Origin of the sequence: Peribacillus simplex (assembly GCF_030123325.1) — a bacterium.
Taxonomy (GTDB): Bacteria; Bacillota; Bacilli; order Bacillales; family DSM-1321; genus Peribacillus; species Peribacillus simplex_D.
In genome coordinates this window covers 3,580,627-3,607,112 of the sequence record NZ_CP126106.1, presented here as the reverse complement: position 1 = coordinate 3,607,112, position 26,486 = coordinate 3,580,627, and the positions used below count along the sequence as shown (strand labels likewise).

General features: G+C 39.9%; 24 protein-coding genes and 1 riboswitch. Of the genes, 21 read left to right on the top strand and 3 right to left on the bottom strand.

All coding sequences use genetic code 11. From position 1 onward, the window contains the following. Positions 1-39 precede the first annotated feature (39 nt). The 13 genes from QNH43_RS16955 (at position 40) to QNH43_RS16895 (ending at position 16,073) form a co-directional block, all read left to right on the top strand. Positions 40-240 (top strand): cold-shock protein, encoded by a 201-nt coding sequence (locus tag QNH43_RS16955; protein WP_034307871.1) that lies wholly within the window; start codon positions 40-42, stop codon positions 238-240. Positions 241-465: 225 nt separating this feature from the next. Continuing rightward, a complete protein-coding gene (locus QNH43_RS16950) occupies positions 466-2,382 on the top strand; it encodes an ATP-dependent DNA helicase (protein ID WP_076365763.1) in 1,917 nt (638 codons plus the stop codon). Between the two features lie 133 nt (positions 2,383-2,515). Continuing rightward, complete coding sequence (locus tag QNH43_RS16945) at positions 2,516-4,033, top strand: carboxypeptidase M32 (RefSeq protein ID WP_283915026.1); 1,518 nt, start codon at positions 2,516-2,518, stop codon at positions 4,031-4,033. Positions 4,034-4,296: 263 nt separating this feature from the next. After that, positions 4,297-4,398: riboswitch (purine riboswitch) on the top strand. Between the two features lie 160 nt (positions 4,399-4,558). Then, positions 4,559-5,158, top strand: a complete 600-nt coding sequence (locus QNH43_RS16940) for a xanthine phosphoribosyltransferase (RefSeq protein ID WP_283915025.1) — start codon at positions 4,559-4,561, stop codon at positions 5,156-5,158. Next, positions 5,151-6,464, top strand: coding sequence for a nucleobase:cation symporter-2 family protein (locus QNH43_RS16935; protein WP_283915024.1), 1,314 nt, complete (start codon positions 5,151-5,153; stop codon positions 6,462-6,464). Before QNH43_RS16940 ends, QNH43_RS16935 begins: the two co-directional genes overlap by 8 nt. An 811-nt stretch (positions 6,465-7,275) precedes the next feature. Then, positions 7,276-8,364 (top strand): type III polyketide synthase, encoded by a 1,089-nt coding sequence (locus tag QNH43_RS16930; protein ID WP_283915023.1) that lies wholly within the window; start codon positions 7,276-7,278, stop codon positions 8,362-8,364. Continuing rightward, positions 8,364-8,894, top strand: coding sequence for an isoprenylcysteine carboxyl methyltransferase family protein (locus QNH43_RS16925; RefSeq protein WP_283915022.1), 531 nt, complete (start codon positions 8,364-8,366; stop codon positions 8,892-8,894). The genes QNH43_RS16930 and QNH43_RS16925 overlap by 1 nt, the downstream gene beginning before the upstream one ends. 137 nt (positions 8,895-9,031) lie before the next feature. Continuing rightward, positions 9,032-9,196 (top strand): hypothetical protein, encoded by a 165-nt coding sequence (locus QNH43_RS16920; RefSeq protein ID WP_283915021.1) that lies wholly within the window; start codon positions 9,032-9,034, stop codon positions 9,194-9,196. Positions 9,197-9,377: 181 nt separating this feature from the next. Then, positions 9,378-13,091, top strand: coding sequence for a dynamin family protein (locus QNH43_RS16915; protein ID WP_283915020.1), 3,714 nt, complete (start codon positions 9,378-9,380; stop codon positions 13,089-13,091). Between the two features lie 16 nt (positions 13,092-13,107). Then, on the top strand, positions 13,108-13,869 hold the full coding sequence (locus QNH43_RS16910; RefSeq protein ID WP_283915019.1) for a nucleotidyltransferase domain-containing protein: 762 nt from the start codon (positions 13,108-13,110) through the stop codon (positions 13,867-13,869). Positions 13,870-13,881: 12 nt separating this feature from the next. Beyond that, positions 13,882-14,709, top strand: a complete 828-nt coding sequence (locus tag QNH43_RS16905; protein WP_283915018.1) for a sulfurtransferase — start codon at positions 13,882-13,884, stop codon at positions 14,707-14,709. 85 nt (positions 14,710-14,794) lie between these two features. Then, positions 14,795-15,670: a 5'-3' exonuclease gene (locus QNH43_RS16900; protein WP_283918389.1), complete on the top strand. Its 876-nt coding sequence runs from the start codon at positions 14,795-14,797 to the stop codon at positions 15,668-15,670. A gap of 121 nt (positions 15,671-15,791) precedes the next feature. After that, the gene (locus tag QNH43_RS16895; RefSeq protein ID WP_228467451.1) at positions 15,792-16,073 is read left to right on the top strand and encodes a DUF6123 family protein; all 282 of its coding nucleotides are present in this window, start codon (positions 15,792-15,794) and stop codon (positions 16,071-16,073) included. A 44-nt stretch (positions 16,074-16,117) separates the two neighbouring features. On the opposite strand, the gene QNH43_RS16890 is transcribed toward QNH43_RS16895, so the two are convergent. Next, complete coding sequence (locus QNH43_RS16890) at positions 16,118-17,026, bottom strand: DMT family transporter (protein ID WP_283915017.1); 909 nt, start codon at positions 17,024-17,026, stop codon at positions 16,118-16,120. Continuing rightward, the gene (locus QNH43_RS16885; protein ID WP_076365786.1) at positions 17,010-17,423 is read right to left on the bottom strand and encodes a reverse transcriptase-like protein; all 414 of its coding nucleotides are present in this window, start codon (positions 17,421-17,423) and stop codon (positions 17,010-17,012) included. Before QNH43_RS16885 ends, QNH43_RS16890 begins: the two co-directional genes overlap by 17 nt. A gap of 214 nt (positions 17,424-17,637) precedes the next feature. Between QNH43_RS16885 and QNH43_RS16880 the strand changes: the two genes are divergently transcribed. From QNH43_RS16880 to QNH43_RS16870, 3 genes are read left to right on the top strand one after another with little or no spacing between them, the layout of a single operon-like run. After that, positions 17,638-18,309: a reverse transcriptase-like protein gene (locus QNH43_RS16880; RefSeq protein WP_283915016.1), complete on the top strand. Its 672-nt coding sequence runs from the start codon at positions 17,638-17,640 to the stop codon at positions 18,307-18,309. A 5-nt stretch (positions 18,310-18,314) separates the two neighbouring features. Then, on the top strand, positions 18,315-18,500 hold the full coding sequence (locus tag QNH43_RS16875; RefSeq protein ID WP_076365788.1) for a zinc-finger domain-containing protein: 186 nt from the start codon (positions 18,315-18,317) through the stop codon (positions 18,498-18,500). A gap of 41 nt (positions 18,501-18,541) precedes the next feature. Next, on the top strand, positions 18,542-18,679 hold the full coding sequence (locus tag QNH43_RS16870; RefSeq protein WP_283915015.1) for a hypothetical protein: 138 nt from the start codon (positions 18,542-18,544) through the stop codon (positions 18,677-18,679). A 15-nt stretch (positions 18,680-18,694) separates the two neighbouring features. Here the strand turns inward: QNH43_RS16870 and QNH43_RS16865 are convergent, their stop codons facing one another. Continuing rightward, the gene (locus QNH43_RS16865; protein ID WP_076365790.1) at positions 18,695-19,159 is read right to left on the bottom strand and encodes an RrF2 family transcriptional regulator; all 465 of its coding nucleotides are present in this window, start codon (positions 19,157-19,159) and stop codon (positions 18,695-18,697) included. 170 nt (positions 19,160-19,329) lie between these two features. Here QNH43_RS16865 and hmpA point away from each other — a divergent pair, with 170 nt between their 5' ends. From hmpA to QNH43_RS16840, 5 genes are all read left to right on the top strand, one after another. Next, entirely contained in the window at positions 19,330-20,538 is a 1,209-nt protein-coding gene (gene hmpA / locus QNH43_RS16860) for an NO-inducible flavohemoprotein (RefSeq protein WP_283915014.1), read from the top strand. A gap of 334 nt (positions 20,539-20,872) precedes the next feature. After that, positions 20,873-21,961 (top strand): glutamate 5-kinase, encoded by a 1,089-nt coding sequence (gene proB, locus QNH43_RS16855; protein WP_283915013.1) that lies wholly within the window; start codon positions 20,873-20,875, stop codon positions 21,959-21,961. 38 nt (positions 21,962-21,999) lie between these two features. Beyond that, positions 22,000-23,247: a glutamate-5-semialdehyde dehydrogenase gene (locus QNH43_RS16850; protein WP_283915012.1), complete on the top strand. Its 1,248-nt coding sequence runs from the start codon at positions 22,000-22,002 to the stop codon at positions 23,245-23,247. Between the two features lie 80 nt (positions 23,248-23,327). Beyond that, complete coding sequence (locus QNH43_RS16845) at positions 23,328-23,762, top strand: general stress protein (RefSeq protein ID WP_283915011.1); 435 nt, start codon at positions 23,328-23,330, stop codon at positions 23,760-23,762. Positions 23,763-24,404: 642 nt separating this feature from the next. Continuing rightward, positions 24,405-26,339: a sigma 54-interacting transcriptional regulator gene (locus tag QNH43_RS16840; protein WP_283915010.1), complete on the top strand. Its 1,935-nt coding sequence runs from the start codon at positions 24,405-24,407 to the stop codon at positions 26,337-26,339. The last annotated feature ends 147 nt before the right edge of the window (positions 26,340-26,486 follow it).

Here is a 26,486-nt window from a genome sequence, read left to right as displayed (position 1 = left end):
TAATATAATGTGTGGAGAACACACTAGGAGGCAACAAAAATGGAACAAGGTAAAGTAAAATGGTTTAACGCAGAAAAAGGTTTTGGATTCATCGAACGTGAAGGTGGAGACGATGTATTCGTACATTTCTCAGCTATCCAAGGCGAAGGTTTCAAAACACTTGAAGAAGGCCAAGACGTTACATTTGATGTAGAACAAGGTCAACGTGGACCACAAGCATCAAACGTAAACAAAGCTTAATTCAACCCTATATTATTTACAGACAGGCTCTCTTTTGGAGCCTGTCTTTTATTTTACGAATCGGGTAACCTGGCAGCATACATAAAAAAAACATACATAATACGCTTCATTTCTGATGGTTGGTAAATATCTTGACTATTAATGTGAAATAAAGGATAATATACTTTTGCCTAAGATTGTAATGATTCGGATACTATATACTGATGATAGATAAAAGGGGAGACCATGATGCTTAAAACACTGCCTTTTTCGGTAACAAAGGAAGATTCTTTTTACGATAAGCTTTCAGAATGGATCGGTGATGTTTTTTACGATATTCTTCCCGAAAAAGGATTTGAGCTGCGTGACGAACAAATCTTCATGGCTTTTCAGTTAGAAAAAGCCTTTAAAGAAAAGAATGTAAGTTTTGCTGAAGCTGGGGTAGGGACCGGTAAGACTTTGGTCTATTTACTATATGCGATTTGTTATGCGAGATATACGAATAAACCTGCAATTATTTCGTGTGCAGATGAAACGTTGATTGAACAGCTTGTCAAAGAGGAAGGCGACATCCAAAAAATCAAGAATGCTTTAGGTATTGAAGTGGATGTTCGGCTTGCCAAGTATCATGATCAATATGTATGTCTTAAAAAATTGGATTACGCAGTGAATCATGAAGATTCCGAGGGAATAGATCAGTTATATGATGAACTTCCCAAGTTTGTCCATGATAACTCATCCATGAACGCCTATACAGCATATGGGGACCGTAAACAGTATCCATATTTAAATGATGAAGACTGGTCTAAAGTTGGCTGGGATCAACTCCAAAACTGTTTTACCTGTGATAAACGCCATCGGTGTGGGCAAACCCTATCACGTGACCACTACCGAAAATCAAGTGATTTGATCATTTGTTCACATGACTTCTTCATGGAGCATGTATGGACAAAGGAAAAGCGTAAGCGTGAAGGACAGTTACCATTGCTGCCTGATCATAGCTGCGTTGTTTTTGATGAAGGTCACCTATTGGAATTTGCTGCTCAAAAGGCTTTAACTTATAAAGTTGGGGAACAGACCCTTGCTTCAGTTTTAGAATTGCTTACAGCCAATCAGGTTCGTGAAGAAACCTTATACATCATTGAGGATTTAATTGATATCAATGAAGAGTTTTTTGATTTGTTGGATGAAAAAGCGATACATGTCAGCGGATCTAATCGTTATGAAATTCCGATGTCCAAAGAAATAACAAACTTTGCCCAAAAGCTTCACAAAAAGGTTGAAGAGTTAGAGGAGAACCTTGTTTTTGAAGCGGAAATGTACACGATCAATGATTATGATTTAAAAGTGACGGAAGAATATTTAGAGCAGCTGGGTTACTCACTTTCTCTATTTGTGAAGGATGAGCAGGCCGTTTCCTGGTTTGAAGAAAATGAAATGACCAAAACATTGGTCATCATGCCAAGGCTTGTACAGGATATTTTGTCTGAACAGGTTTTCTCTAAAAAAATCCCTTACATTTTTTCATCTGCAACATTATCGGATAATAAATCCTTCCAATATATTGCAGATAGTTTAGGAATAGAAAAGTATGACAGCTTCTCCGTTGAATCACCATTTGATTACGATGAAGTCATGAAATTGAACATGCCGGTCTTCGAAAATGGAGATCAATTGGCAAAACTTCAATATACGATGAAGACGATCGAGGAAAATGAAGGTCGAACACTAGTGTTATTTCATTCAAAAGAAGAATTGCATTGGTTCAAGGAAAACTGCCCAATATCTTCTTATCCCTTTTATTTTGAAGGCGAAGCGGAAATCAGCGAGCTTGTTAAGAAGTTCCAAGAGGATGAGCAATCTGTCCTTTTCTCCTATCATTTATGGGAAGGGCTTGATGTACCAGGACCTTCATTACAAAATGTAGTGATACACTCCCTTCCATTCCCGCCGCGAGATCCGGTCTTCGAGGCCAAACGTAACTCGGTTACCGACGCATTCGAAGAAGTGGATCTTCCATACATGCTCCTTCGATTGCGCCAGGGAATAGGGCGATTGATCAGGACGAGCAATGATTCGGGAACAGTCCAGATTCTGACCGAAAAGGATCTTTCGGAACAGGTGAAAGAGAAGATTGTATCCATTCTTCCTGTAACGCTTTAACTAAAGTCCAGTCCAAAATAAGAGCCAAGGTGCCCCTTGGCTCTTATTTTATTTTAATTTATTAATCGAAGTGGTTCTTATATGAAAGACTTTTGTATAATATGGTAAAGTGTAGTTGGAAGGAGCAGTGAATATGAAAAAAAAGGGTATCGATCTGATAGAAAAAGAGTTTAGAGAATATGTAAAGAAAATCTCGGCCTATAATGAAGCTCTCGCGTTAATTTTTTGGGATTTGCGTACAGGTGCACCGAAACAGGGTGTTGAGCAGCGTTCCGAAGTTATCGGCGTGCTTTCCTCCGAGGTGTTTAATATGAGCACAAGTAAAGAAATGGAATCCTTCATTGCCGAACTTTCGCTGGAGAAAGCCACTCTTAGTGAAACGACGAATAAAATGGTACAAGAGTGCAAAAAAGAGTTTGAAAGGAATAAGAAAATTCCTGCCAACGAATATAAGGAATTCGTCATTTTACAATCGCGTTCTGAAAGTGCATGGGAAGAGGCAAGGGAAAAAGCTGATTTTTCTTTATTTCAACCTTATTTGGAACAAATTGTAGCTTATACCCGTAGGTTCGTAGAGTACTGGGGATATGAAGGGACGAAATATAATACCCTTTTAGATATGTATGAACCTGGGATGACCGTAGATATACTTGACAGCGTATTCAGTGAGCTACGGGCGAGGATTGTTCCATTGGTAAAACAGATTGCCGAAAGCGAACATAAACCTGAAACAGCGTTCCTTTATAAAGAATTTCCAAAAGACAAACAGCATCAACTTAACTTGGAAATTTTAAAACAGCTAGGATACGATTTCAAGGCTGGCAGGCTCGATGAAACAGTTCACCCTTTTGAAATTAGAATAAACAGGGGCGATGTCCGGGTGACGACCCGATACGATGAAAAGGATTTTAGGGGAGCAATTTTTGGGACCATCCATGAATGCGGACATGCCATTTATGAGCAGAATATCGCCGAAGAATTAACTGGAACACTTCTCGATGGCGGGACATCAATGGGGATCCATGAATCACAATCATTGTTTTTCGAAAACTTCATTGGACGGGACCATAACTTCTGGAAAAATAAATTCTCCTTATTAAAGGAATATGCTCCCGAACAATTCAATGATGTGACACTGGATGAATTTTACCGGGGCATTAACGAATCAAAACCATCGCTCATCCGTATTGAAGCAGATGAACTGACGTATCCTCTACATATTATGATTCGGTATGAACTGGAAAAGGCTCTCTTTAATGGAGAACTTGAAGTGAAGGATTTACCGGAAGTCTGGAATGAAAAATATAGGGATTATTTAGGGATTGTGCCTGAAAATGATGCCATGGGCGTGTTGCAAGATGTACACTGGGCAGATGGCAGCTTTGGTTATTTCCCTTCTTATGCATTGGGATATATGTATGCAGCCCAACTCAAGCAATCGATGCTTAAAGATTTGCCTGATTTTGATGGACTGTTGGAAGCGGGTGATATTGCTCCAATCAGGAAATGGCTTAATGAAAAGATACATAAATACGGAAAAACAAAAAAGCCTCTTGAGATTTTGAAAGAAACGACAGGAGAGGGACTGAATGTTCAGTATTTAATAAAGTATCTTGAAAATAAATATAAAGAAGTTTATAAAATCAAATGAATCAAAAGAAGAAGGACTTGGAGTAAATGTCAAGACCTTCTTCTTTTTTACGGGTAGTTGGAAAAGTGACGTGTATGATACCAGTAAATGGAACGTAAAGATGGGTGATTTTTTCTTTTGCGGGGAAAATCCCTTTTATTTAGGCTTGTGATTTCGCAATTTTCTAATAATACGAATGATGATTTAATTTTTTAAATGAAAGTTCGGTTTTTATCGAAAATCCCTTTTCAAATAGAGCCAGCGTTGTTATAATTCATATATTAATAAAAATATAAAGTATCACTCGTATAATAGCAGGGATATGGCCTGCAAGTTTCTACCGGATTACCGTAAATAATTCGACTATGGGTGAGTAATAGATCTTGTTGCACAATGAATGCTTTTGCTCATTCACTTTTCATTCATGCCCAAGAAGTATTGCTTCACTCCAAAAAAGTGCCGCAATGTTTCTTGGGCTTTTTATATGCCGGGAAATGATTGCATGGTTTATGGGTCAATATTCATCCAAGATTGGGAGGAACCTTCATGCAACTTTTAAAGGAAAAAATCTTGTCCGAGGGTCAAGCTTTATCAGAAGATATTTTAAAAGTAGATTCATTCTTAAATCATCAAATGGATCCTGTGCTAATGAAAGAAATTGGTAAAGAATTCGTAAAACGATTCGAACAAAAGGAAATAACGAAAGTGCTGACGATTGAATCTTCAGGCATTGGACCAGGTTTGATGGCTGCGTTGGAATTGGAAGTTCCGCTAATTTTTGCCCGTAAACGTAAATCACTTACTTTAACAGATGATTTAGTGACCGCGTCCGTTCATTCCTTTACAAAAAAAGAAACCAATACTATAACGGTTTCCAATAAATATATTGAAGCTGGGGATAAGGTTTTGATCATCGATGACTTCCTTGCGGTCGGACAGGCAGCCAGGGGCTTGGTGGAAATCTGTCAGCAGGTTGGAGCAGAAGTGGCCGGAATTGGCATCGTGATTGAAAAAGCATTCCAAAGCGGTGGTAAGGATCTTAGGGAACAAGGTTTTCAAGTTGAATCACTTGCGAGGGTTGCTGAGTTGAAATTCGGTGAGATTACATTCGCCGACGAAATGGAAGGAGCAACCGTCAATGTCTAATCAATCACCTTTAAAAGTGGCTTCTTTAGGATTACAACATGTCCTTGCCATGTATGCCGGTGCAGTCGTCATTCCATTGATTGTCGGTGGGGCGCTGGAATTGACTGCAGCGCAGTTGACTTATTTAGTTTCGATAGACATTTTGATGTGCGGGATAGCAACTTTATTGCAAGTGTGGAAAAATAAGTTCTTTGGAATTGGACTTCCGGTCGTCCTAGGCTGTACATTCACAGCAGTTAGCCCGATGATTGCAATTGGTACGCAATATGGAATCAACTCCATTTATGGATCTATATTGGTGTCGGGATTGATCGTCGTTATCATTAGTAAATTTTTCGGAAAACTGGCAAGGTTTTTCCCGCCAATTGTCACTGGATCGGTCGTTTTGATTATTGGCATAACGCTCATTCCTGTTGCCATCAACAATCTTGGTGGAGGTCAAGGTGCTGCTGATTTCGGAGACTTGAATAATGTAGCTCTTGGGTTTGGAACTTTATTATTCATTATATTCATGTATAAGTTCTCATCGGGATTCCTGCGCTCCATCTCTATTTTATTGGGGCTGTTAGTCGGAACATTTGCAGCTTTCTTCCTTGGAAAAGTGGATTTTAGCTCAGTGGTCAGTGCCACTTGGCTGCATATGCCTCATTTTTTCTACTTTGGAACTCCGACATTTAATGTCACGGCGATCATTACGATGACATTGGTGGCGATCGTCAGCTTGGTGGAATCCACTGGTGTTTATTATGCCCTTGGTGAAATCACGGACAAAGAGATATCAGAAGACGATCTGGCTCGGGGATATCGTGCTGAAGGACTGGCCATCATGATTGGCGGTTTGTTCAATTCGTTTCCGTATACGGCTTTTTCACAAAATGTCGGATTGATTCAATTGTCAGGCATTAAAACAAGGAATGTCATATACACAACAGCGGGCATCCTAATTTTCATAGGATTTGTTCCGAAAATTGGCGCATTCACGACAATTATCCCTTCTTCCGTGCTTGGCGGTGCAATGGTTGCAATGTTCGGGATGGTGATTGCAGCTGGAATTAAGATGTTGAGTAAAGTGGATTTTGCTTCTCAAGAAAATTTATTGATCATCGCTTGTTCAGTAGGTATGGGACTTGGTGTGACGGTCGTTCCTGAACTATTTGCGCAAATTCCGGAAAGCTTCCAAATCTTAACGGAAAACGGTATTGTAGCCGGAAGTTTGACAGCCATTTTCTTGAATATCGTCTTTAACATCGTCCCTACAAAAGGGAAAGTGAAGGAAGCTCGTATTGAAGGGCAAAAAGTAGCCTGATTAATAATAGATTCGGTAAACTTGATAGATTCAACCATTTAATGCCTAAAATCCTCAGGTAATGAGGATTTTAGGCATTTTTTCATTTATGCCGAAGCATATCATTGATAATGAAATTGAAGTTTTGTCAGATAAAAGGAAACTCTCTTCACTTTTTGAATATATTGATAGTATATGTTCAGGAAAGTAGTGATAGGGATGGAGAAAAAATATTGTATTCATTGTCGAACCATTTTAAGCCAGGAGTATAGGTGCAGCGTTTGTGGAAAAGAGGAGTTTCAAAATATCATTATTCAAGTGCAAAATCAATCTTCTGTAAAGAAAGAAGAATGACAGCGCCCCCTTACCGATTTTTGGTAAGGGGGTTTAATAGTTCATGATTACATATCGATAATAAAGATGATATGAAGAGTACCAACGCCTTTTAATGACATGGGTATATGGATTGCTTCATGATTGCCCACAAAAACGGTGGGTGGGGTAATATCATTAAATGCATCCCCGACTGCTAAAGAAGTGGCTCCCGGTAAGCATATTGCCGAGTTCTGCTGCAAAAGGTTCAAGCATCTCACTTTCTAACGGCATGCAAAACGTGCTTTCACCTAATTTGCTCATTTATTCTCCCACGGATATCCCCTGTCATGCCAATAAGGACGCTTTTGATTCCTGTTCGAAAGGCTGTTTTAAGAGGTACACGGCTTTTAAATGTCAAAAGAGAAAGGAATAACGTACTTAACGGCCACGGCGATAAGGCATAATTGATATCCTGCTGGGTATATTAACCATATCATGAATGATAAGGGGTGCAATCATGCCGTATTTATTATCTGCATCACATATAAAGCTGCCACATTTACTTTCTCAGGAGAAAATCATGGAATTTTCGAGAGAAATATTTGGAGCCTCATTTAAGAATATAGAACGGTTACTTAAAGCCTTTAAGAATGGACAAGTGGAAAATCGATATTTTTCTAATGATCTTGATTGGTTTAAAGAGGATCATTCTTTTGCCGATCGGAATGATTTATATATTCAACAGGCAGTCAAGTTTGGGAAAGAAGCTATAGAAAAATGCTTAGCCAACAAAGAATTTTTAAAAGAAGAACTGCAGGCAAACGAGTTAGATGCTTTCTTCTTTATCTCAAGCACGGGTATTGCTACCCCGACCATTGATGCCAGGATAATGAATGAACTTCCATTTAGCCCGCATGCTAAAAGGATTCCGATTTGGGGACTTGGCTGTGCAGGGGGAGCAAGTGGCCTATCGCGTGCATTTGAATATTGCCAGGCATACCCGACGGCGAAGGTCATTGTTTTATGTGTGGAGTTATGCAGCCTGACGTTTCAAAGGAATGATATCTCCAAAAGCAATTTAATTGGAACTTCTTTATTTTCTGATGGAGTAAGCTGTGTTTTGGTTTGCGGTGATGAAGTACCTGATGAACAGTTTTCAAAAAAAGTAAGACATCTGCAATTTTTGAATTCGCAATCCACGCTAATGCCGAATTCATTGGACGTAATGGGGTGGGATGTTAAAGATCAAGGGTTATATGTGATCTTTTCAAAAGATATCCCTACAATCATCAAAGATTGGCTTAAACCGAATGTTCAAGAGTTCTTAATGGAGAATGGATTGGATCTCAGGGATATAAAAGATTTCATTGCTCATCCTGGAGGCAAAAAAGTAATTGATGCGTATCACGAAGCCCTCGGGTTCGATGAAGGCATGACGGCAGAGTCAATGAGCGTATTGAGGGAATTTGGCAATATGTCCTCAGCAACTATTTTGTACGTCCTGGAGAGGTTCATGCAGCGTGGCGGGAATAAAGATGAGGTGGGCTTGGCTGCTGCATTGGGGCCTGGGTTTTCGTCTGAACTTGTGTTAATGAGGTGGAAGTGATGATCTTTGCCATTTTCATTATCTTGATCGCTATACAGCGCATGTTTGAATTATATATCGCCAAACAAAATGAAAAACAGCTTAAGTCTGCCGGAGCAGTGGAATATGGTGAGTCCCATTACAGTTGGATGGTTCTAATGCACCTTAGTTTTTTTATTGTTCTCATTATTGAAGTGGTCGTGCTTGAAAGGGATGTGGCTGGACTATGGCCAATTTGGCTGACCCTTTTTCTAATTGCACAGTCAGGCAGGATTTGGGTAATCCGCTCATTGGGCAAACATTGGAATACAAAAATCATAGTGGTTCCTGATGCCGATGTGGTCATTAAAGGTCCTTATAAATATTTCAAACATCCGAACTATATCATAGTGGCAACTGAGATCATGGTTATTTCTTTATTATTCAATGCATATTATACTGCTATCATCTTTAGTTTATTGAATGTTTGGATGATGACGGTAAGAATCCCATTGGAAGAGAAAGCCTTAAAGGAACATACGGAATATTCTACGGTTTTTAAGGGAAAATAATAAAAAAAGTTAATTTCTTATTGAAAACGATTATCGTTCGTGATAAGATTCTAAATGAAGATGAAAATTATTCTCATTCGGATTTCGATAAATATATTTTAACAACTAAAAGCTAATCAATATATAAGAGGATGGTGTTGGTAATGGTTTGGCTATTCATTTTATTGACAATCGTTACATATGGTTTTGTGATGAAACATGTATTGAATAATATTCAAAAACCGGCAAAGGCAGTAAAGCCTTATACCGAGTCACCAATGGAAAACCGGACTGCTTTTAACCCCGCCCCTACAACCAGGTAAATATCCTGGTTTTTTTTGCATTCAAAATCAATCGGCATGAATCCACCAATCGGTGGTTTTTTTTTTGAACATGGCCAGCGATGAATCATATAGTAAAAATAAAGCTGATGGTATGAATAACAATCGAAATCGTTTACAATAAGAATATCAAAAAAGACGATAGATTAAGGGGTATGGATTCATGATTCAAGAAACATTAAAGCAACAGTCCAAATTGGGGATTTTGACTGCCATGTATGAGAAATTTCAATCGGCAGGTGATACAGGAAATGCCGATAAACTAAAACAGTTAATCATGAAAGTGAATAATGAAGAGTTCATCATTGCTTTTTGCGGGCATTTTTCAGCAGGGAAATCTAGTATGATCAACTTTTTCCTTGGTGATCAAGTATTGCCTTCAAGCCCGATTCCAACAAGTGCAAATACGGTAAAAGTCCAAAAAGGGGAAGACTATGCCAAAGTCTTTTACCATCATCAGCCACCAGTCTTATTTCCTGCACCTTATGATTTTAAAGAGGTCAAGAAATTTGCCAAGGATGGAGATTCAGTATCGGCAATAACGATAAGTTCCAATGATTTTTCACTGCCGGATTCATGCGCGATCATGGATACGCCGGGAATTGATTCGACAGACGATGCACATAGGGTTTCTACGGAATCTGCCTTGCATCTAGCTGATGTCGTCTTCTATGTCATGGACTACAATCACGTCCAATCGGAAGTGAACTTCCTATTCACGAAAGAATTGTTAGAGGCTGAAAAACCGACATACTTAATTATCAATATGATCGATAAGCATGATGAGAACGAGCTTAGCTTTCAAGACTTCAAGCTTTCCGTTTCTGAGGCATTTGCGAACTGGAATGTATATCCTGATGGAATTTTTTATACTTCCGTAAGAGACTTGAACAATCCCGAAAATGAAATAGAAGTGGTCAAGCAATTCATATCTGAAATTGCGGGCAGAGGTCTAAATGATGGGAAAGATGCCATCATGCAATCGGCTAATGCCCTGGTAGAGAGGCATCTTAATTGGCTGAAAGAGCAGTATGAAGAGGAACATGCCGATGATTTTGAAGTATTATCAGAACTTCCATATGAAGAGCGAATACACCTGACGAATCAGGTGGACAGCCTATTGAAAGAAAAAAAATCTTTAACTGGACGTATAGAGGAAATAAAGGTCCAATATGCTGATGCATTGGAAACCATTTTGAAAGGTGCATACATCATGCCCGCGGCAACACGGGACCTAGGTAAATCTTTCTTGGAATCGGCTCAGCCGGACTTTAAAGTGGGTCTATTATTTGCCAAGAAAAAAACGGATGCCGAACGTGAGGCACGTATCAATGCGTTCTTGACCGATTTACAAGAAAAGGTGAAGACCCAGCTTGAATGGCATCTTAAAGAACTGGCCGTTAAAACGCTTAATCAAGCGGAGATCCATGATTCAACACTTGAAAGTAAGGCTCAGGCACTTCAGATCGAGGTAACGGAATCTTACATAAAAAACTCTTTGAAGCCTCAAGTCGATATTACGGGTGAATACGTTTTAAACTATACGAATGATTTGGCATCAGCCATCAAAAAGAAAGCACGTGATGTATCAGAAGGGTTTTTGAATACAATGGTTACCGTTATGGAAGGGATAGTGGAACAGCAGTCCATATCCATCGATAAGGAACTTGAAGGTTTTTCCGAATTTGCGGAAGCCCTAAAAGTTACTGCTGCGATGAACGCGGAAATCGAGTACCAAACGGAACGATTAGAGGCCATTGCCCATCAAACAGAATCATTAGTCGATGAGCGCGATATCGATATGCTTTTAACTCAATGGAATGAAGAGGAAAAAAATATTACAGTCAAAATCATGAATACCGATAAAGGAAGTAATTCAAGGTCCGTCAACGAACAACTTGAAACGGATCATGATAAAGAAAACAAGGAAGCTGTACCGTCCGTGACTGTTTCTTCATCTGGTGCTACTGATTTACGCGGAAAAGAAAAGCTGATGGAGACTGCATCGAGTTTACAACAGGCTGCCAAGCTAATTCAACCTTTGAGAGGCTTTCAATCACTTTATAAAGAATTGAAAGAGAAGGCGAATCGCTTGGAACAGCAGACGTTCACGGTTGCGCTTTTCGGTGCATTCAGTGCGGGGAAATCTTCCTTTGCCAATGCGTTGATGGGAGAAAGCGTCCTTCCTGTTTCACCAAATCCAACAACTGCCGCAATCAACAAAATCATGTCTTCAGACGCTGAGCATCCACATGGAACGGCAACCGTCAAATTAAAGACGGAAGCGATGCTGTTGGAAGATGTAAGCCTGGCCTTGGCGGCTTTTGATAAATCGGCAAAGACTCTAGATGAGGCACTTCAACTGGCAGGACAAATCATTGCGAAGGCGGGGGAAGTTGATAAGGGGAAAACACATTTATCCTTCCTTAGGGCTTTCCATCAAGGGCTGCCCGAGTACCAAAATGATTTAGGAAATGTAGTTACGGTAGATCTTGAAGGATTTAAACGGTTTGCTGCAGAAGAGTCCAAGTCGTGTCTTGTTGATCTGATTGAATTGCGTTATGACTGTGAAATGACAAGGCAGGGGATGGTCCTTGTTGACACACCTGGGGCCGATTCAATAAATGCACGACATACAGGAGCGGCTTTCGAATATATTAAGAATTCGGACGCCATCCTATTCGTGACCTATTATAATCACCCATTTTCACGGGCAGACAGGGAGTTCTTGATACAACTTGGACGTGTGAAAGATTCTTTCGCCATGGATAAGATGTTTTTCATCGTCAATGCCGTCGATCTGGCACAAACCACTGACGAATTGGACGAAGTGATGGATTATGTCACAGATCAATTAAATGGATTCGGAATCCGTTTTCCAAAACTGTTCCCGCTTACGAGTAAGGGAGCATTGATGGAAAAACAAACGCCTGGTTCGTTTAAGCATTCGTTCCTTCCTAATAGCGGAATCTCGGAATTCCAAGGTCAATTCGATTCGTTCATAGAAAACGATCTAACGGGACTTGCAATTGAATCGGCTCAAGCGGCTGTAAAAAGAACGGAAGAACTGCTACGAGATGTAATTACAGCTTCCAGGCAGGATGAGAAAGCGAAACGAAATGCCCTTGAGACCCTTTCTCATGAGGCACAGTCCATTTCGGAACTCCTCTCAGTCATTAAAGGGGATGCCGAAAAGCAGCGTTTGAAAAAAGAGATAGACGAATTGACTTTTTATAGTAAACAACGGGTCTTCTTCCGGTTTAATGATTTCTTCAAAGAATCGTTCAATCCTGCTGTTTTAAAAGATGATGGAGGCGATCTGAAGATTGTCCTCAAGCAATCCATGAAGAACTTATTGGATGCTCTAGGCTTTGACCTTGCCCAGGAAATGCGGGCAACGGCTTTAAGGACGGAAATGTTCGTAAATAAATTACTGAATGAGAAACAAAGCAGTTTGCTTTTGCAAATGCAAAAAATAAGAAGGAACCTTTCTTTACAGCCTTATGAACCTAATGAGCGGGAGTCTCTTGAATTTACAGGAGCTTTTGCCCAATTAGATACGGGGGAATTCAAAAAGGAATTGGCATTATTTAAGAATCCAAAATCTTTCTTTGAAAAAAATGAAAAAGCGAAAATGAGCGAAGGGCTTCAGAAGCGTTTGGATGATCCTGCCCTTGTATATGTAAAAGAACAGGGTGGAAGGATTTTCGAAATGTATAATGAAGTCCTCGATCAAGAGTTACTTGCCATTCAAAAAGAGTTTAAGACGGAAATATCGGATATCTTTGCAGGTTTACGTGCAGCATTAGAGGAAACGGTCGATTTACCGTATTATGAAAATGCCGTAGCGGAATTGGCTAAAATGCATTCGAAATAGGAACGAGGTCTCGTTCATGAAAGAAAACCTTATTTCACAATTGAGATACCTGGAAAAGAAAGAGGATATGACCATTTTGATGGCTGCTGTTACTGGCAGCCATTCTTTTGGTTTATCATCAGGCCAATCAGATTACGATGTTCGGTTTATATATGTCCATAATGATAAGCGGTCATACCTTAGCTTGAGTCAGCCAGTTGAAGTCATTCAAATGAAAGAAGATCTATTTGACATGGAAGGCTGGGATTTATTTAAATCTTCACGTCTTATCTTAAAGAGTAATCCTGCACTATTTGAATTATTTCAGTCGCGAATCAAGTTGATTACGCATCCGGATTATTATAGGAAGGTGAAGGGTTTGATAGCAGAATGCTATTCCAAAAAGGCACTGGGCCACCATTACTATCGGATGATGCGTGACAATCTTCAACAATTGACAAAAACAAGGGCGTCTGAAAGAAAAGAATTAAAAACATGGGTACAAGTATACCGTTCGTATTTAATCCTAGAATATATAATCCAACGGAGTTCGCTGCCCCCTTTATCGGTATGGGAATTACTTGATTTGGTTTCTATTGATCAAGAATTGAAAACCACGATTACCCGGACATTTAAAGCAAAACAAATGGAGGAATATATAAGCAACAATGAAAGTGAAAAGAATTTTTCGATAATGGAAGGGAAATCACTTTCCTTAAAGAATGAGATAACTAGGCTACATCAAGGAAAGAAGATGGAAACGGAGCTTAATGAATTAATTTGGACCATTTTGAAGTAGGGGGTTTTTCGAATGAGTTTTATAATTGAAAAAGAAGAGCTGTTGCCGATGTTGAATTCCCAAGATATCAGAATTTGTGACTGCCGCTTTCAGCTAGGGTCTCCTGATGCGGGGTATAATGAATACAAAAAAGACCATATTTCCGGCGCTGTTTATTTCGATCTTGAAAAGGACTTATCGGGGCAGGTTCAAGAACATGGCGGAAGACATCCTCTTCCTGACCTGGAAACCTTTAAAGATAAACTGGAATCAAATGGTATCACCAATGATACGGTACTTATTGCTTATGATGGCGGGGAAGGTTCCTTTGCTTCCAGGTTTGTCTGGCTGCTCAGCTACCTTGGGCATCAGAAAGTATTTGTTCTTAACGGGGGCTTTCGCGCCTGGAGGGATGAGGGCTATCCAATTGACTCGAATCCAACGAAATATGTGCCAGCAGAATATCATATCGATTTAAATGAGACAGTTTTTGCATCTTTTAAAACAGTGAAGGATTACACTATGAATAGGCCTGACGATATCGTATTAATGGATTCAAGGGAATCTAAGCGCTACGAGGGAATCGAGGAGCCGATTGATAAAAAAGCCGGACATATACCTGGTGCAGTAAATAAGGTGTGGACGAACGTTCTGGAAAATGGCTATTTTAAAAAGAAGGAAGATCTTCAGTCGAATTTTACAGGCATCGGTAAAGATAAGAAAATCATTGTGTACTGCGGTTCAGGTGTAACCGCATCACCCAATTATATCGCCCTGAAAGAAGCGGGCTTTAAAGATGTGAAGATTTATATTGGCAGTTTCAGTGACTGGATCTCGTATGATGATAATCCAATTGAATAGTATTTTTTCCAATTAAACGATCCTTAAAAAAGGGGACAGTTATGTTAAAATGGAAGTACATCATGATAGAGGTGATAATGTGTTAATGAAAGAAAACGAGCAGCATCCTTCCTTTTTGCTTGTCGATGGGATGGCGCTTTTATTTAGAGCTTTTTATGCAACGGCAGTTACAGGTCAATTCATGATTAACTCAAAAGGCATCCCGACTAATGCCGTTCAAGGTTTTTTGAAGCATATGCTGACGGCGGTGAATCACTTTTCACCTAGTCATGTAGCGGTGTGTTGGGATATGGGCAGCAAGACTTTCAGAAATGAATTATTTGATGGATATAAGGCTAATCGATCAGAAGCTCCAGTCGAAATGATTCCTCAATTCGACCTAGCGAAACAAGCGGTTGAAGCATTTGATATCCCTAACATAGGGCTCTCTGGCTATGAGGCGGATGACTGTATCGGGACAATTGCCAAGGCATCAGCCCAACATAGCCGGGTGGGTATATTGACTGGCGATCAAGATATGCTTCAGCTAATAGATGAAAACATTTCTGTGCTATTGTTAAAAAAAGGATATGGTAACTATGAAGTTCATAATCCCGTTAGCTTTTTTGAATGGAAAGGGATCACACCAAGGCAAATGATCGATTTAAAAGCTTTAATGGGTGATACAGCTGATAACTATCCCGGAGTTAAAGGAATTGGGGAGAAGACAGCGTTGAAATTATTGATCCAGTATCAAAGTATCGAAGGGATTCTTGAAAATGTTGCATCATTGACGAACGGGCAGCGGGCAAAAATTGAATCCGCAGTCGATATGCTTCATTTATCCAGAAAGCTAGCAGAAATAAAATGTGATGTACCAATTTCATGTTCATTGGACGATGCGGTCTATCAGTTTGATCGCGAGAAGGTCAAAAATCTGGCTAGGGATCATGAATTCAGGGCTTTACTGCGAATGATCTAATACAATAAGCGGAGCTTCCAAAGAGGGAGCTCTTTTATTTGTACGGTGATTTTTTTGTCGAAAAATGGATAGTCAAAATCTTTGATATACGGTAAGATGAAATTAAGGCATGAAGTATGGAGTGGATGCAGAAGTGGCGAAATCAACTGAAGAGTATGTTAGTTTTTTAGAGGGTAAGGGATTCACTTTTGGTAATGACGCTATTGGTTTTATTTATTTTGGTAAGCGCTACACGGATGCGAGTGATATTTTAGTCAATGCAGCAATAGAATTGACATTGAAGGTACAAAAGAACTTTGATGGCAGCTTTTATATCTCCTTTTTGGAAAACTTGAAACAAAATGGCATTGAAACGCGTAGTGCAGCGGTATCTTTTGCAAAAGAACAGGGGCTGCTTAAATAAATCGGACTTCGTAAATGGAAGTCCGATTTATTTTATTGGCCTTTTCAAGAAAACCCCTGTGTCACGGGTTTCTTTTTCTTAACAGGCAGTTCAGCGAAAATCATCCCCAAGAATATGAATGCGCAGCCGATAATGGAGGCGGTAGTCAATTTTTCCCCTATCAATATGTATGAGGATAACGCGGCAAAAACCGGTTCCATTGAAAAGATCAGCGCCACTCTTGTAGGTGTCGTATAGGCTTGGAAGAAGGTTTGTGCAAAAAAGGCGAACGCAGTGGCAAGGGCTGCCGTAACCAATAAAGCAGTCCATACGTCCTTCTGTAACATGACCTCTGAGCTGAAGATGACGGAATGATTCTCTTTGAAAATGAAGGCTGAAACAAATGATAATAAAGAAACGGTGGAAACCTGAATCAGCGTCAACGGTAAAGCGGGTAAGGTCTTGGCATATCTAGCGGTTGTAATGATCTGCATGGCAAAACTGATTGCGCATAAAAATACCAGTAAATCACCGATATTCAAATTGGAGCGGTCAGCGAAAGTCATTAAATAAAGCCCGATGGTTGCGGTTGCGACACCTATTATTGTATTGCGGGAAAGCCTATGTTTTAAAAGCAGCAGGGAAAACACGGGTACCATGACGACACTTAATCCTGTTATAAAGCCTGTCTTCGCGGGGGTTGTATAATTCAATCCGATCGTTTGAAGCCCATACCCCAGAAAAAGCCAAACCCCAATATGAAATCCAGCTATAAAAAGACCCTTGTTCCAAGTTTTCCCCTTTTTGTGTAAAGTCGATATATAAGGGATCAGCAAGAAAACGAACGCCATGAAGAAACGGACCGCATTAAACGTGAAGGGGTCCAGAAAAGATAGCGCATTTTGGACCATGACAAAAGTGACGCCCCAAATGAATACAACGAATAGTAATGAAAAATCAGCTGTCTTGTTCATGAATTTCCTCAGACTTATTCATTCGAATGGCCCGTCTCGCCAACTCATCCGCGGACTTGTTTTCGAGATTTGGAATCCATTTCATGAAAAATAATTCAAGCTCATCGGAAAGCTTTAGCGCCCGTTCCAACAAAATGGCATACTTATTCTTTGCAAATCTTTTTTCAATGGCCTGGTTGATGGCTTGTGAGTCAGTACGAAAAGAAACGGTTTGATACTTATTGGCTACACAAATTTCCAATGCTTTGATTAAAGCATGGTACTCCGCTTCATGGTTTTCCATATTTCCAAGCGGAAAGGCATGCCGTTCGACTACCCCATTATTATTTATGAAAACACCTGCGCCGCTCGGCCCTGGATTGCCTGCACTGGCACCATCAATATACACTTCGATCAAGATGTGCTCCTCCTCGAGTTTAACTATGCTATGATAAAAAAACGTTTCATATAAAATAAGATTGAAACATGAGAATTTCAGGCTGATATGGGAACTATAATTAAAAAAGCGATACAAATGCTTACAATATATTATAAAGGGTAAGACGAAAAAAAGGTATGAAAATTGTAAGCTGTTCTGCAAGAATGGTGAATGGATAAGGAGCTGGAAATCTTTGAAGGTAATCATGCAATGGACATATCATGCTTCAAAAAAACCATCTGCCGACTTCGTTTCGGATTGGCTTGATGCAGGGACTGCGCTGGTCATTACGGAAGATCTTGAAAAGGCAGGAAGGCTGAAAGAAGTGGAGTTCAGGGATGAATTCGATACAACCTGGACCAAGAAGGAGCTAAAGAAACTCCTGACGGAAGTTGAGGAAGAACCGCAGGATGTGACTGTTTTTTTTGATGGCGGTTTTCAAAAAGATGAAAAGGTTGCAGGAATCGGTGTTGCCATTTATTTTCGTCAAGGTAAGAAGTTCTGGCGGTTACGCACCAATTTGAGATTGGAGCAATTCGAATCCAATAATGAAGCGGAATATGCGGCCTTTCATGAAGCGGTCAGGCAGATGGACGAACTTGGAATCCACCATCAAAGCTGTGTCTTTAAAGGGGATTCTCTCGTTGTCTTAAATCAACTTTCCGGTGAATGGCCCTGTATGGAAGAAAACTTAAATAAATGGCTTGACCGCATTGAAGCCAAACTGGATAAATTAAAGATCATTCCGGTCTGCAAGCCAATTTCTCGAAAGGAAAACCAGGAAGCCGATCGCCTGGCAACACTTGCACTGCAGGGAAAAGCCATTTTCAGCAAAATGGAAATTGCTGAGTCAAAGGAGCCATAACAACAATGAACAGGAAAAAAATATATGAAGAAGTGGAAGATGTTCTCGCTTCATTTTGTCAAGATTGTTTTTTAAGAAAGCATTTTCGAAAAGAGAAGGGGCGTACTTATGCCCATCAGTTCTGTATTTCGGAATGTACGGTTGGTGAAAAATTAAAACAGCTGGGCAATGAACTTAGTAACCGATCTTAAGTGCCCAAAAATCGCTTTCATTATTGGTCGGAAAAGAAGTCATGCTTACCAATGAACGAATCGGGACAATCGTAATGATCAATCCATACGATCCCCTTAAAGTTTTATTGAAAACCAGTACAGGGATCATGGATTTGCGAATGGAAAAGGAATGGAAGATCGAACGAATCATCGGTTAATGAAAAAGAGCCCGATTATAAAAAATCGGGCTCTTCGTCATTCTTCTTTACCGAATCGAAATAAGTTTTGAGCATCACTTTATTTTCGCTGAAGTCTGCAATCGTATATTGATCAAGGACCTTTAGAAAAGCATCCAAGGCATTATTAAGAACAAATTTCAATGAACAAACGGGAGAAATCACACAGTTATCGTGATCTTTAAAACATTCCACTAAATAAAAATCCTCCTCGGTTCGCCGTACAAGTTCCCCTACATTTATTTCAGCGGGTGATTTTGCAAGCCGAAATCCGCCATTTCTTCCACGAATCGTCTCAATATAGCCTAATTTTCCAAGGTTATGAACAATCTTCATCAAATGATTTTTAGACAGTTGATAAACTTCAGAAATCTCTTTAATATTTGATAATTTGCTTTGGTCGTGGGAAGCCAGGTAAATCAACACTCTAAGTGAGTAATCGGAATAACTCGTCAACCTCATGTTTATCGCCTCACATTCTATCCCCATTTGACTATATCATAAATGTGAACATTTTATAAACATGAAAACTTATTTTTTAAAAAGATGTATTAAAAATATTGCTTTTAATGCATTTAAGTTCTAATATAAACATGCATTCAAAATACTTGTTTATGAAGAGGGGTTTACCTATGCTATCCCAAAAAACTATTGACGTCATCAAATCAACCGTACCTGTATTAGAAGTGCATGGTACAACAATCACAACTGTATTCTATAAAAATCTTTTCGAAGCACATCCTGAATTATTAAATGTTTTTAATCACGCCAATCAAAAAAAGGGGCGCCAGCAAAATGCACTAGCCAATACGGTTTTGGCAGCAGCTAAATATATAGATCAACTAGAAACGATATTACCTGCCGTGAAGCAAATAGCACAAAAACACAGAAGTCTTGCCGTTAAAGCCGAACATTATCCCATTGTTGGAGAGTTTTTATTAGGTGCAATCAAGGAAGTGTTACAAGATTCAGCTACAGAAGAGATCCTCCAAGCTTGGGGAGAGGCCTATGGAGTCATTGCCGATGTTTTCATTAGCATCGAAAAGGAAATGTACGAAGAAGCTTCCAATCAGGACGGCGGATGGACTGATTTCAAACGATTCACAGTGGTGGAAAAAGTACGGGAAAGTGATGTAATCACATCCTTTTATTTAAAGCCATCAGATGGAGATAAGGTTCCATCATTTCGTCCTGGACAATATATTACCGTTCGGATCGAGATACCGGGTGAACGCTATTTATTCAACCGTCAGTATAGTTTGTCTGATGTTCCGGGAAAAGATTATTTCCGGATTTCCGTTAAAAAAGAAAAGCCGGGAACCACTCCTGATGGAAGGGTCTCTAACTACTTGCATGAATCCATTCAAATGGGTGACAGTATTGACGTAACGGCTCCTGCAGGTGATTTCACCATCGATTTGGAAAAACGGACACCGGCAGTATTCTTGAGCGGAGGCGTTGGCATAACACCTTTCATGAGCATGATTCATGCGATAGCTGAACAAACACCTGAGCGTGATGTACAATTCATTCATGCTTCCGATAATGGTCAGTTACAGCCGTTCAGAATGGAACTGACAGAACTAGCCCACAAGCTTACCAGCTATCAATTATCCTTTGTCTTTAAAAATCCGGGTGAGGATGATAAGAACCTGCCGAATTTTGAAAAGGAAGGGTATATCGATAAGGAATTATTGAGCGGTTTTGTGAAACCTGAAGCTGACTATTATGTGTGTGGCCCTGTTCCTTTCATGAAGGCGATCATTACTTACCTGAAAGAGTTGGGAATAGATGCGGACAAAATCCACTATGAGTTCTTCGGCCCGGCAATCGCGTTATAAGGTTCATACATTGTAGGAATGTTATTGACATCAAGAAGATAATTTTGCATACTATATTAAAACAATGAACGTTGAGAGAAGATTAGTATGCGAGAATCACTGTGACAGAGAGCGGCGTCAATTGCTGGAAGACCCGCGACAGGAAAACGCAGAACCTGCTTCTTGAGTCCTATGCAAAACATAGGCGCAAATCCTGGCGTTATCAGGCAAAGTGGAATGCATGAACTTGCATTCAATGAAGGTGGTACCACGGAGAGCAGCCCTTTTCGTCCTTATTTCGAGGATGAAAAGGGCTTTTTTTCATGTCTTAGATATTTATTGGAGGAAGTAATCGATGGAAAAGAAACGCATCGTTGTAAAGATAGGAAGTAGTTCTTTGACCAACACAAAAGGTGATATCGACCAAAATAAATTTTCCGATCATATCCAGGCAGTGGCAGCTTTAAGGAAAGCGGGACATGAAGTTGTCCTTGTTTCATCAGGTGCTGTAGCAACAGGTTTTCGCAAGCTCGGCTATCCTACGAGACCTGTCACTCTCAAAGGAAAACAAGCTGCTGCAGCGGTCGGGCAAAGCTTATTGATTCAATCATATATGGAACAATTGGGGCATTTTGGAATCGTTCCGGCGCAGATTTTGTTAACAAGGAAAGATTTCTCGAAAAAAGATAGATATAAAAATGCATATGCGACATTGATGGAATTACTTGAACGCGGCATCCTTCCGATTATTAATGAAAATGATACAGTATCTGTGGAGGAGTTGACTTTTGGTGATAATGATATGCTATCCGCCTTAGTAAGCGGACTGGTCCACGCCACCAACTTGATCATATTAACTGACATTAATGGGCTATATGATTCCAATCCACAGACAAATCCAGGGGCGAAACGATTTGACAAGCTATCCGAAGTAACGCCGGATTTATTGCAAATGGCAGAAGGTGCAGGATCCAATGTCGGAACCGGGGGTATGAAATCTAAGCTGATTGCAGCGCAAACTGCATTGTCTCTTGGGGTGAAAGTATTCATTGGCTCTGGTTATGGGAGTGATAAACTTTTAACGATCCTTGAAGGCAAAGGTGATGGCACGTATATAGGGAATGATGTCTTGACGACGGTAACGAAAAACAAACAATGGATTTCCCTTCATTCACAAGTATCCGGAAAAATTTTCGTTGATGAAGGTGCCGAAAGAGCCTTAGTTTCAAATGGCAGCAGTCTGCTGCCAGCTGGAATTTATGAAATCAAAGGAGTCTTCAATAAGGGGGATGTTGTTGAAGTCTATGGTGCAAATGGATTATTGGGGCGGGGTGAGGTCCTTTACTCCGACGAAGAATTAAAACAGGCGATGGGAAAGAAGACATCCGAGCTTGTGGTCACTTCCATAGAAGTGATCCATCGCGATAAATGGGTGAAAGCATAAAAAATCAATTTTAGTGAAGGAAAAGGGGGCATTTGGAAATGAGTGAAGTGACGGCGAAAGGAAAGGCAGCCAAAAAGGCCAGTTATCAGTTAATAGGATTGAGTACGGAACAAAAGAACGAGGCACTTGGAAACATTGCTAAGCAACTAATTATCGATAAAGAATTTTTGATAAAAGAAAACCAAAAAGATCTGGAAGATGGCAGGAAAAAAGGCTTCAGTGAGTCCACATTGGATCGAATTATGTTAAATGATAACCGTATTGACGACATGGCTGCGGCCATTATGCTTTTAATCGATTTAAATGATCCTGTTGGGGAACAATTGGAGACGATCGAAAAAGAGAACGGTTTATTGATTAAAAAGTTACGGGTGCCGATCGGCGTAATCGGGATGATTTATGAAGCCAGGCCTAACGTGACCATCGATGCAGCTACTTTGTCCTTGAAAACGGGAAATGCCGTCCTATTAAGAGGCAGCTCGTCAGCCAAAAGCTCCAATATGGCACTAGTCTCATCCATCCATAAGGCATTAGAGAATACGGAAATTCCTGTAGAAGCAGTTCAGTTGATCGAGGATACGAGCCGTGAAACCGCTAAGGAACTTTTTCATCTTAACGAGTATTTAGATGTTTTGATTCCACGCGGCGGAAAGAATTTAATTGAAACGGTCATTAAGGAGTCCACTGTTCCCGTTCTTGAAACAGGAGCAGGCAATTGCCATATCTTCATCGATCAGACCGCAGATATCACGATGGCCGAGAGAATTGTCTTAAACGGTAAAACCCAGCGTCCATCCGTTTGCAATGCTATCGAGGGGCTTCTGATTCATGAAAAATGGTTTGAAGAAAACGGAGTGCGTATTTTGGAACTCCTGGACGAAAAGGGTATTGAAGTATATGGAGATGAATCGGTCTGCAGCGCATTTCCAAGAGCGAAAACGGCTACGGAGGAAGATTGGTCAACGGAGTACCTGGCTTTAAAAATAAGTGTGAAAACTGTAAAAGGTGTATTCGATGCGATTGAACACATTAACCGATACGGTACCAAGCATTCTGAAGCAATCCTGACGGGGGATGAACAAAACGCTTCCGCATTTTTGAATAAAGTAGATGCCGCAGCAGTTTATCACAATGCTTCCACCCGTTTTACCGATGGCTTTGAATTTGGTTATGGCGCAGAAATCGGCATTTCGACACAAAAGCTGCATGCACGTGGACCAATGGGTTTACCTGCCTTGACATCAAGCAAGTACTTCATTTACGGCCAGGGGCAAATCCGGGAATGAAGTTCATTTCCTTCATGGAAGGTTATTAAGACTCAATTAAGGGTATTGTATAATACATTACTTTTAAAGGAGCAGATACCATGGACAAGAGGTTTATAGCAATATATGAAACTGCAAATGAAGCGACTTCAGCAGTCGAAAACTTAAAGACACAAGGATATACATCCGATCAAATATCAGTAGTGGCAAAAAACATTGATCAATTACCCAGTGAAGCCGAGGAAGTCGCCCCGGCAAAGACTGATGGATTAGTAGCTGGGGCAGCAGCCGGCGGAGCTGTCGGATTAACAGGCCTGCTTATTGGAATGAGTGCATTGGCCGTACCAGGAATTGGTCCGATATTGGCAGCAGGACCTATTTTCGCCACTTTTGGCGGAGCTGCAGCCGGGGCAGCATCGGGAGCAGGCGGATTGAGAAAGCCATTATTGGATATTGGACTGGAGGAAGCCGAAGTCGATCAATATGTGGAGGATATTAAAGCAGGGAAAATCCTTGTCATCGCCGATCCTTTTTAAGTCCGTAAGTAAAACCACCTTGAATGAACAGATTTACGAAGGATTACTGCTCAATTCCGACAAAAACTCAAAATAAAAATTCATTAAAAAAACCCCGTTCAGGATTTCTTGAACGGGGTTAATATGTTTTAGACTAATTTTATTGTCCGTACCTATAAAATCAAAAGGAATTCCACATTTGTATGAAGAATAAAAGGAATAAAGTCCTATTACCGAGAAAGGAAGGGTAATTTCGGAAAATAAAGTAGATGACGATTCCACTTTAAGAAATTAAAGAGGACTTTTCATGATGATTTTCACCTTAAGAATCATTATACTGATGATAATGTTAAAAAGCGTAATCTAGAGAAGAAAAGCAAGCTTTAATGTGATGACCTGAATGATGATGAAAAAACCCACGATAACAGGGTTTTTTATTTTTCAAAGTCATTAATGTGAAATATCTAATATCTAAATAAAATGCAGAATTACTATTTTAGAAGTCTCACATTGCTTTTCTTATTGCGGTTTTGAATGATCACCTTTGCGGCATTCTTAACTTACCCGATTATATCAAGTCCTTGTATGACAAGGGCTAGAATAACAGATTGCTTGAGCTTATATCCAATAAACCAAAATGACTTGACGTTGGAGGTGGGTGTTTTGATAAAAATAAAACTCGTTGTTCCTCGAAAAGGGTATATTACGGATGCTTTTGAAAGGTTTGAGGAATTCAACAAGTTGGAAGAATCGGACAACAATGATAACGGTGCAGTGAAGTTTGTTTTAGAGGAGGTGGTTGAGGATGCCGATAAGATTGGGAAGTTGAAGCTGGATGCTGATGTAATCATTTCAAGGGGATTAATCACGAAACTATTAAAAGAAAGCAATGAATTGATTCCTATCGTAGATATACCTGTACAAGGTATTGACCTCATTCGTTCCCTGTATGATTGCAAGGCACGTTTTGGCAGTAAAAAAGTGGCCGTTATAGGAGCGTTAAACATGATTTATGGCGTGGAAAACCTTTCGGATATTGTTGATTTGCCGATTCAGTCCTATATATTAAATGATATCGAGTCCTCAGTCAGTTTAGTGGATTTGGCTGCCAGCGATGGCTGTGAGGTTGTGTTAAGTGGTTTAAGTACTTGTAAATATGCTGAAGAGATAGGGTTGGGAGCCATTCTGGTTGACACTGGAAAGGAATCATTTCGGCAGGCGTTGATTGAGGCGAAAAGAGTAGCTCTTGTCAGCAGAAGGGAACAGGAGAAGACCAAGCGTTACCAAACGATTCTTAATTATGCCTATGAAGGGGTTATTGCTATAGATTTAAAAGGACAAATATCTGTATTTAATACGGCGGCTCAGGAGATATTATCCATTTCCAGGGGGAGCTTAATTGGAAATTCCATATACGAGATAATAAAGCCCGGGAAATTTCGTAATATGCTTTTAAGCGACGATGAATACGAAAAAGATACCGTTGCTTACCAATCGATTCAATTATCGGTAAAAAAAGTTGGGATATTTTTAAAGGGTAAAAAAGTGGGCGATATGGTCGCCTTTCAAGATGTTACGCGCATTCAAGAGATGGAAGGGAAGTTCTTTAGAAAGCTTCATTTACGCGGACATGTGGCTAAGTACACATTTGATGATATATTGTATCGAAGTTCCGAAATTAAGAGGACGATTGAAACAGCTCAACGTTATAGTGAAGTAGATTCAAACATTCTTATAATTGGAGAAACCGGAACGGGCAAGGAAATATTCGCCCAAAGCATACATAATCATAGCAATCGGAAAAATAACCCGTTTGTAGCCATTAATTGCGCTGCACTTCCCGAAAATTTATTGGAAAGTGAGCTTTTCGGATATGCAGAAGGAGCTTTCACGGGAGCAATGAAAGGCGGAAAGCAAGGATTTTTTGAACTGGCTCATAGAGGTACGATTTTTTTAGATGAAATAGGGGAAATCTCCCCAAAAATGCAAAGCCGGCTGCTACGTGTCCTCCAAGAGCGGGAAATCATGCGCATCGGTGATGATAAAGTAATTCCGGTTGATGTGAGAATTGTATCCGCAACGAACAAAGACCTCATGCAAATGGTGAAATGTAATGACTTTCGGGAGGATCTGTATTATCGCTTGAGTGTACTGGACCTTGTATTGCCTCCACTTCGGGAACGCAGAGAAGATATTCCGTTATTGGTGAATGCATTTATTCAGAAAGGTCATTCGGATCAAAAGCAAATTAAGATTACGGATGCTGCCATGAAAAAGCTGAGCGAAGAAAATTGGGAAGGGAATATTCGCCAATTGCAAAATTTTTGTGAGCGATTATGCGCCCTTTATAAAGATAAGTTAATTGATGTGTACGATATTGAAATGTATTTTCCCAATAGAAGTAAAAAGAAAATACAGTTGTCGACACAAGACGAAGAAATGGATATGTCACCTGGGATGCATTTATCCGAGCGTGAAAGAATTGTTCAAATGTTAATTAAGGTTAATTTTAATAAAGGAAAAGCTGCTTTTGAGTTAGGGATGAGTCGCACGACTTTATGGAGAAAGATGAAACACTTGAATATTGAAACAAATTGAAACGTAATGATACTAATTAATTCATTTTGAAACAATTTGTTAACTTTATTTTTGTCTTAATATAAGAGCTAATTGGCTTCTTTCTTGAAAAAACGGATGTTTTTAATATTGGCACAATAATTGTATATATAACAATGCAGTAGGAAA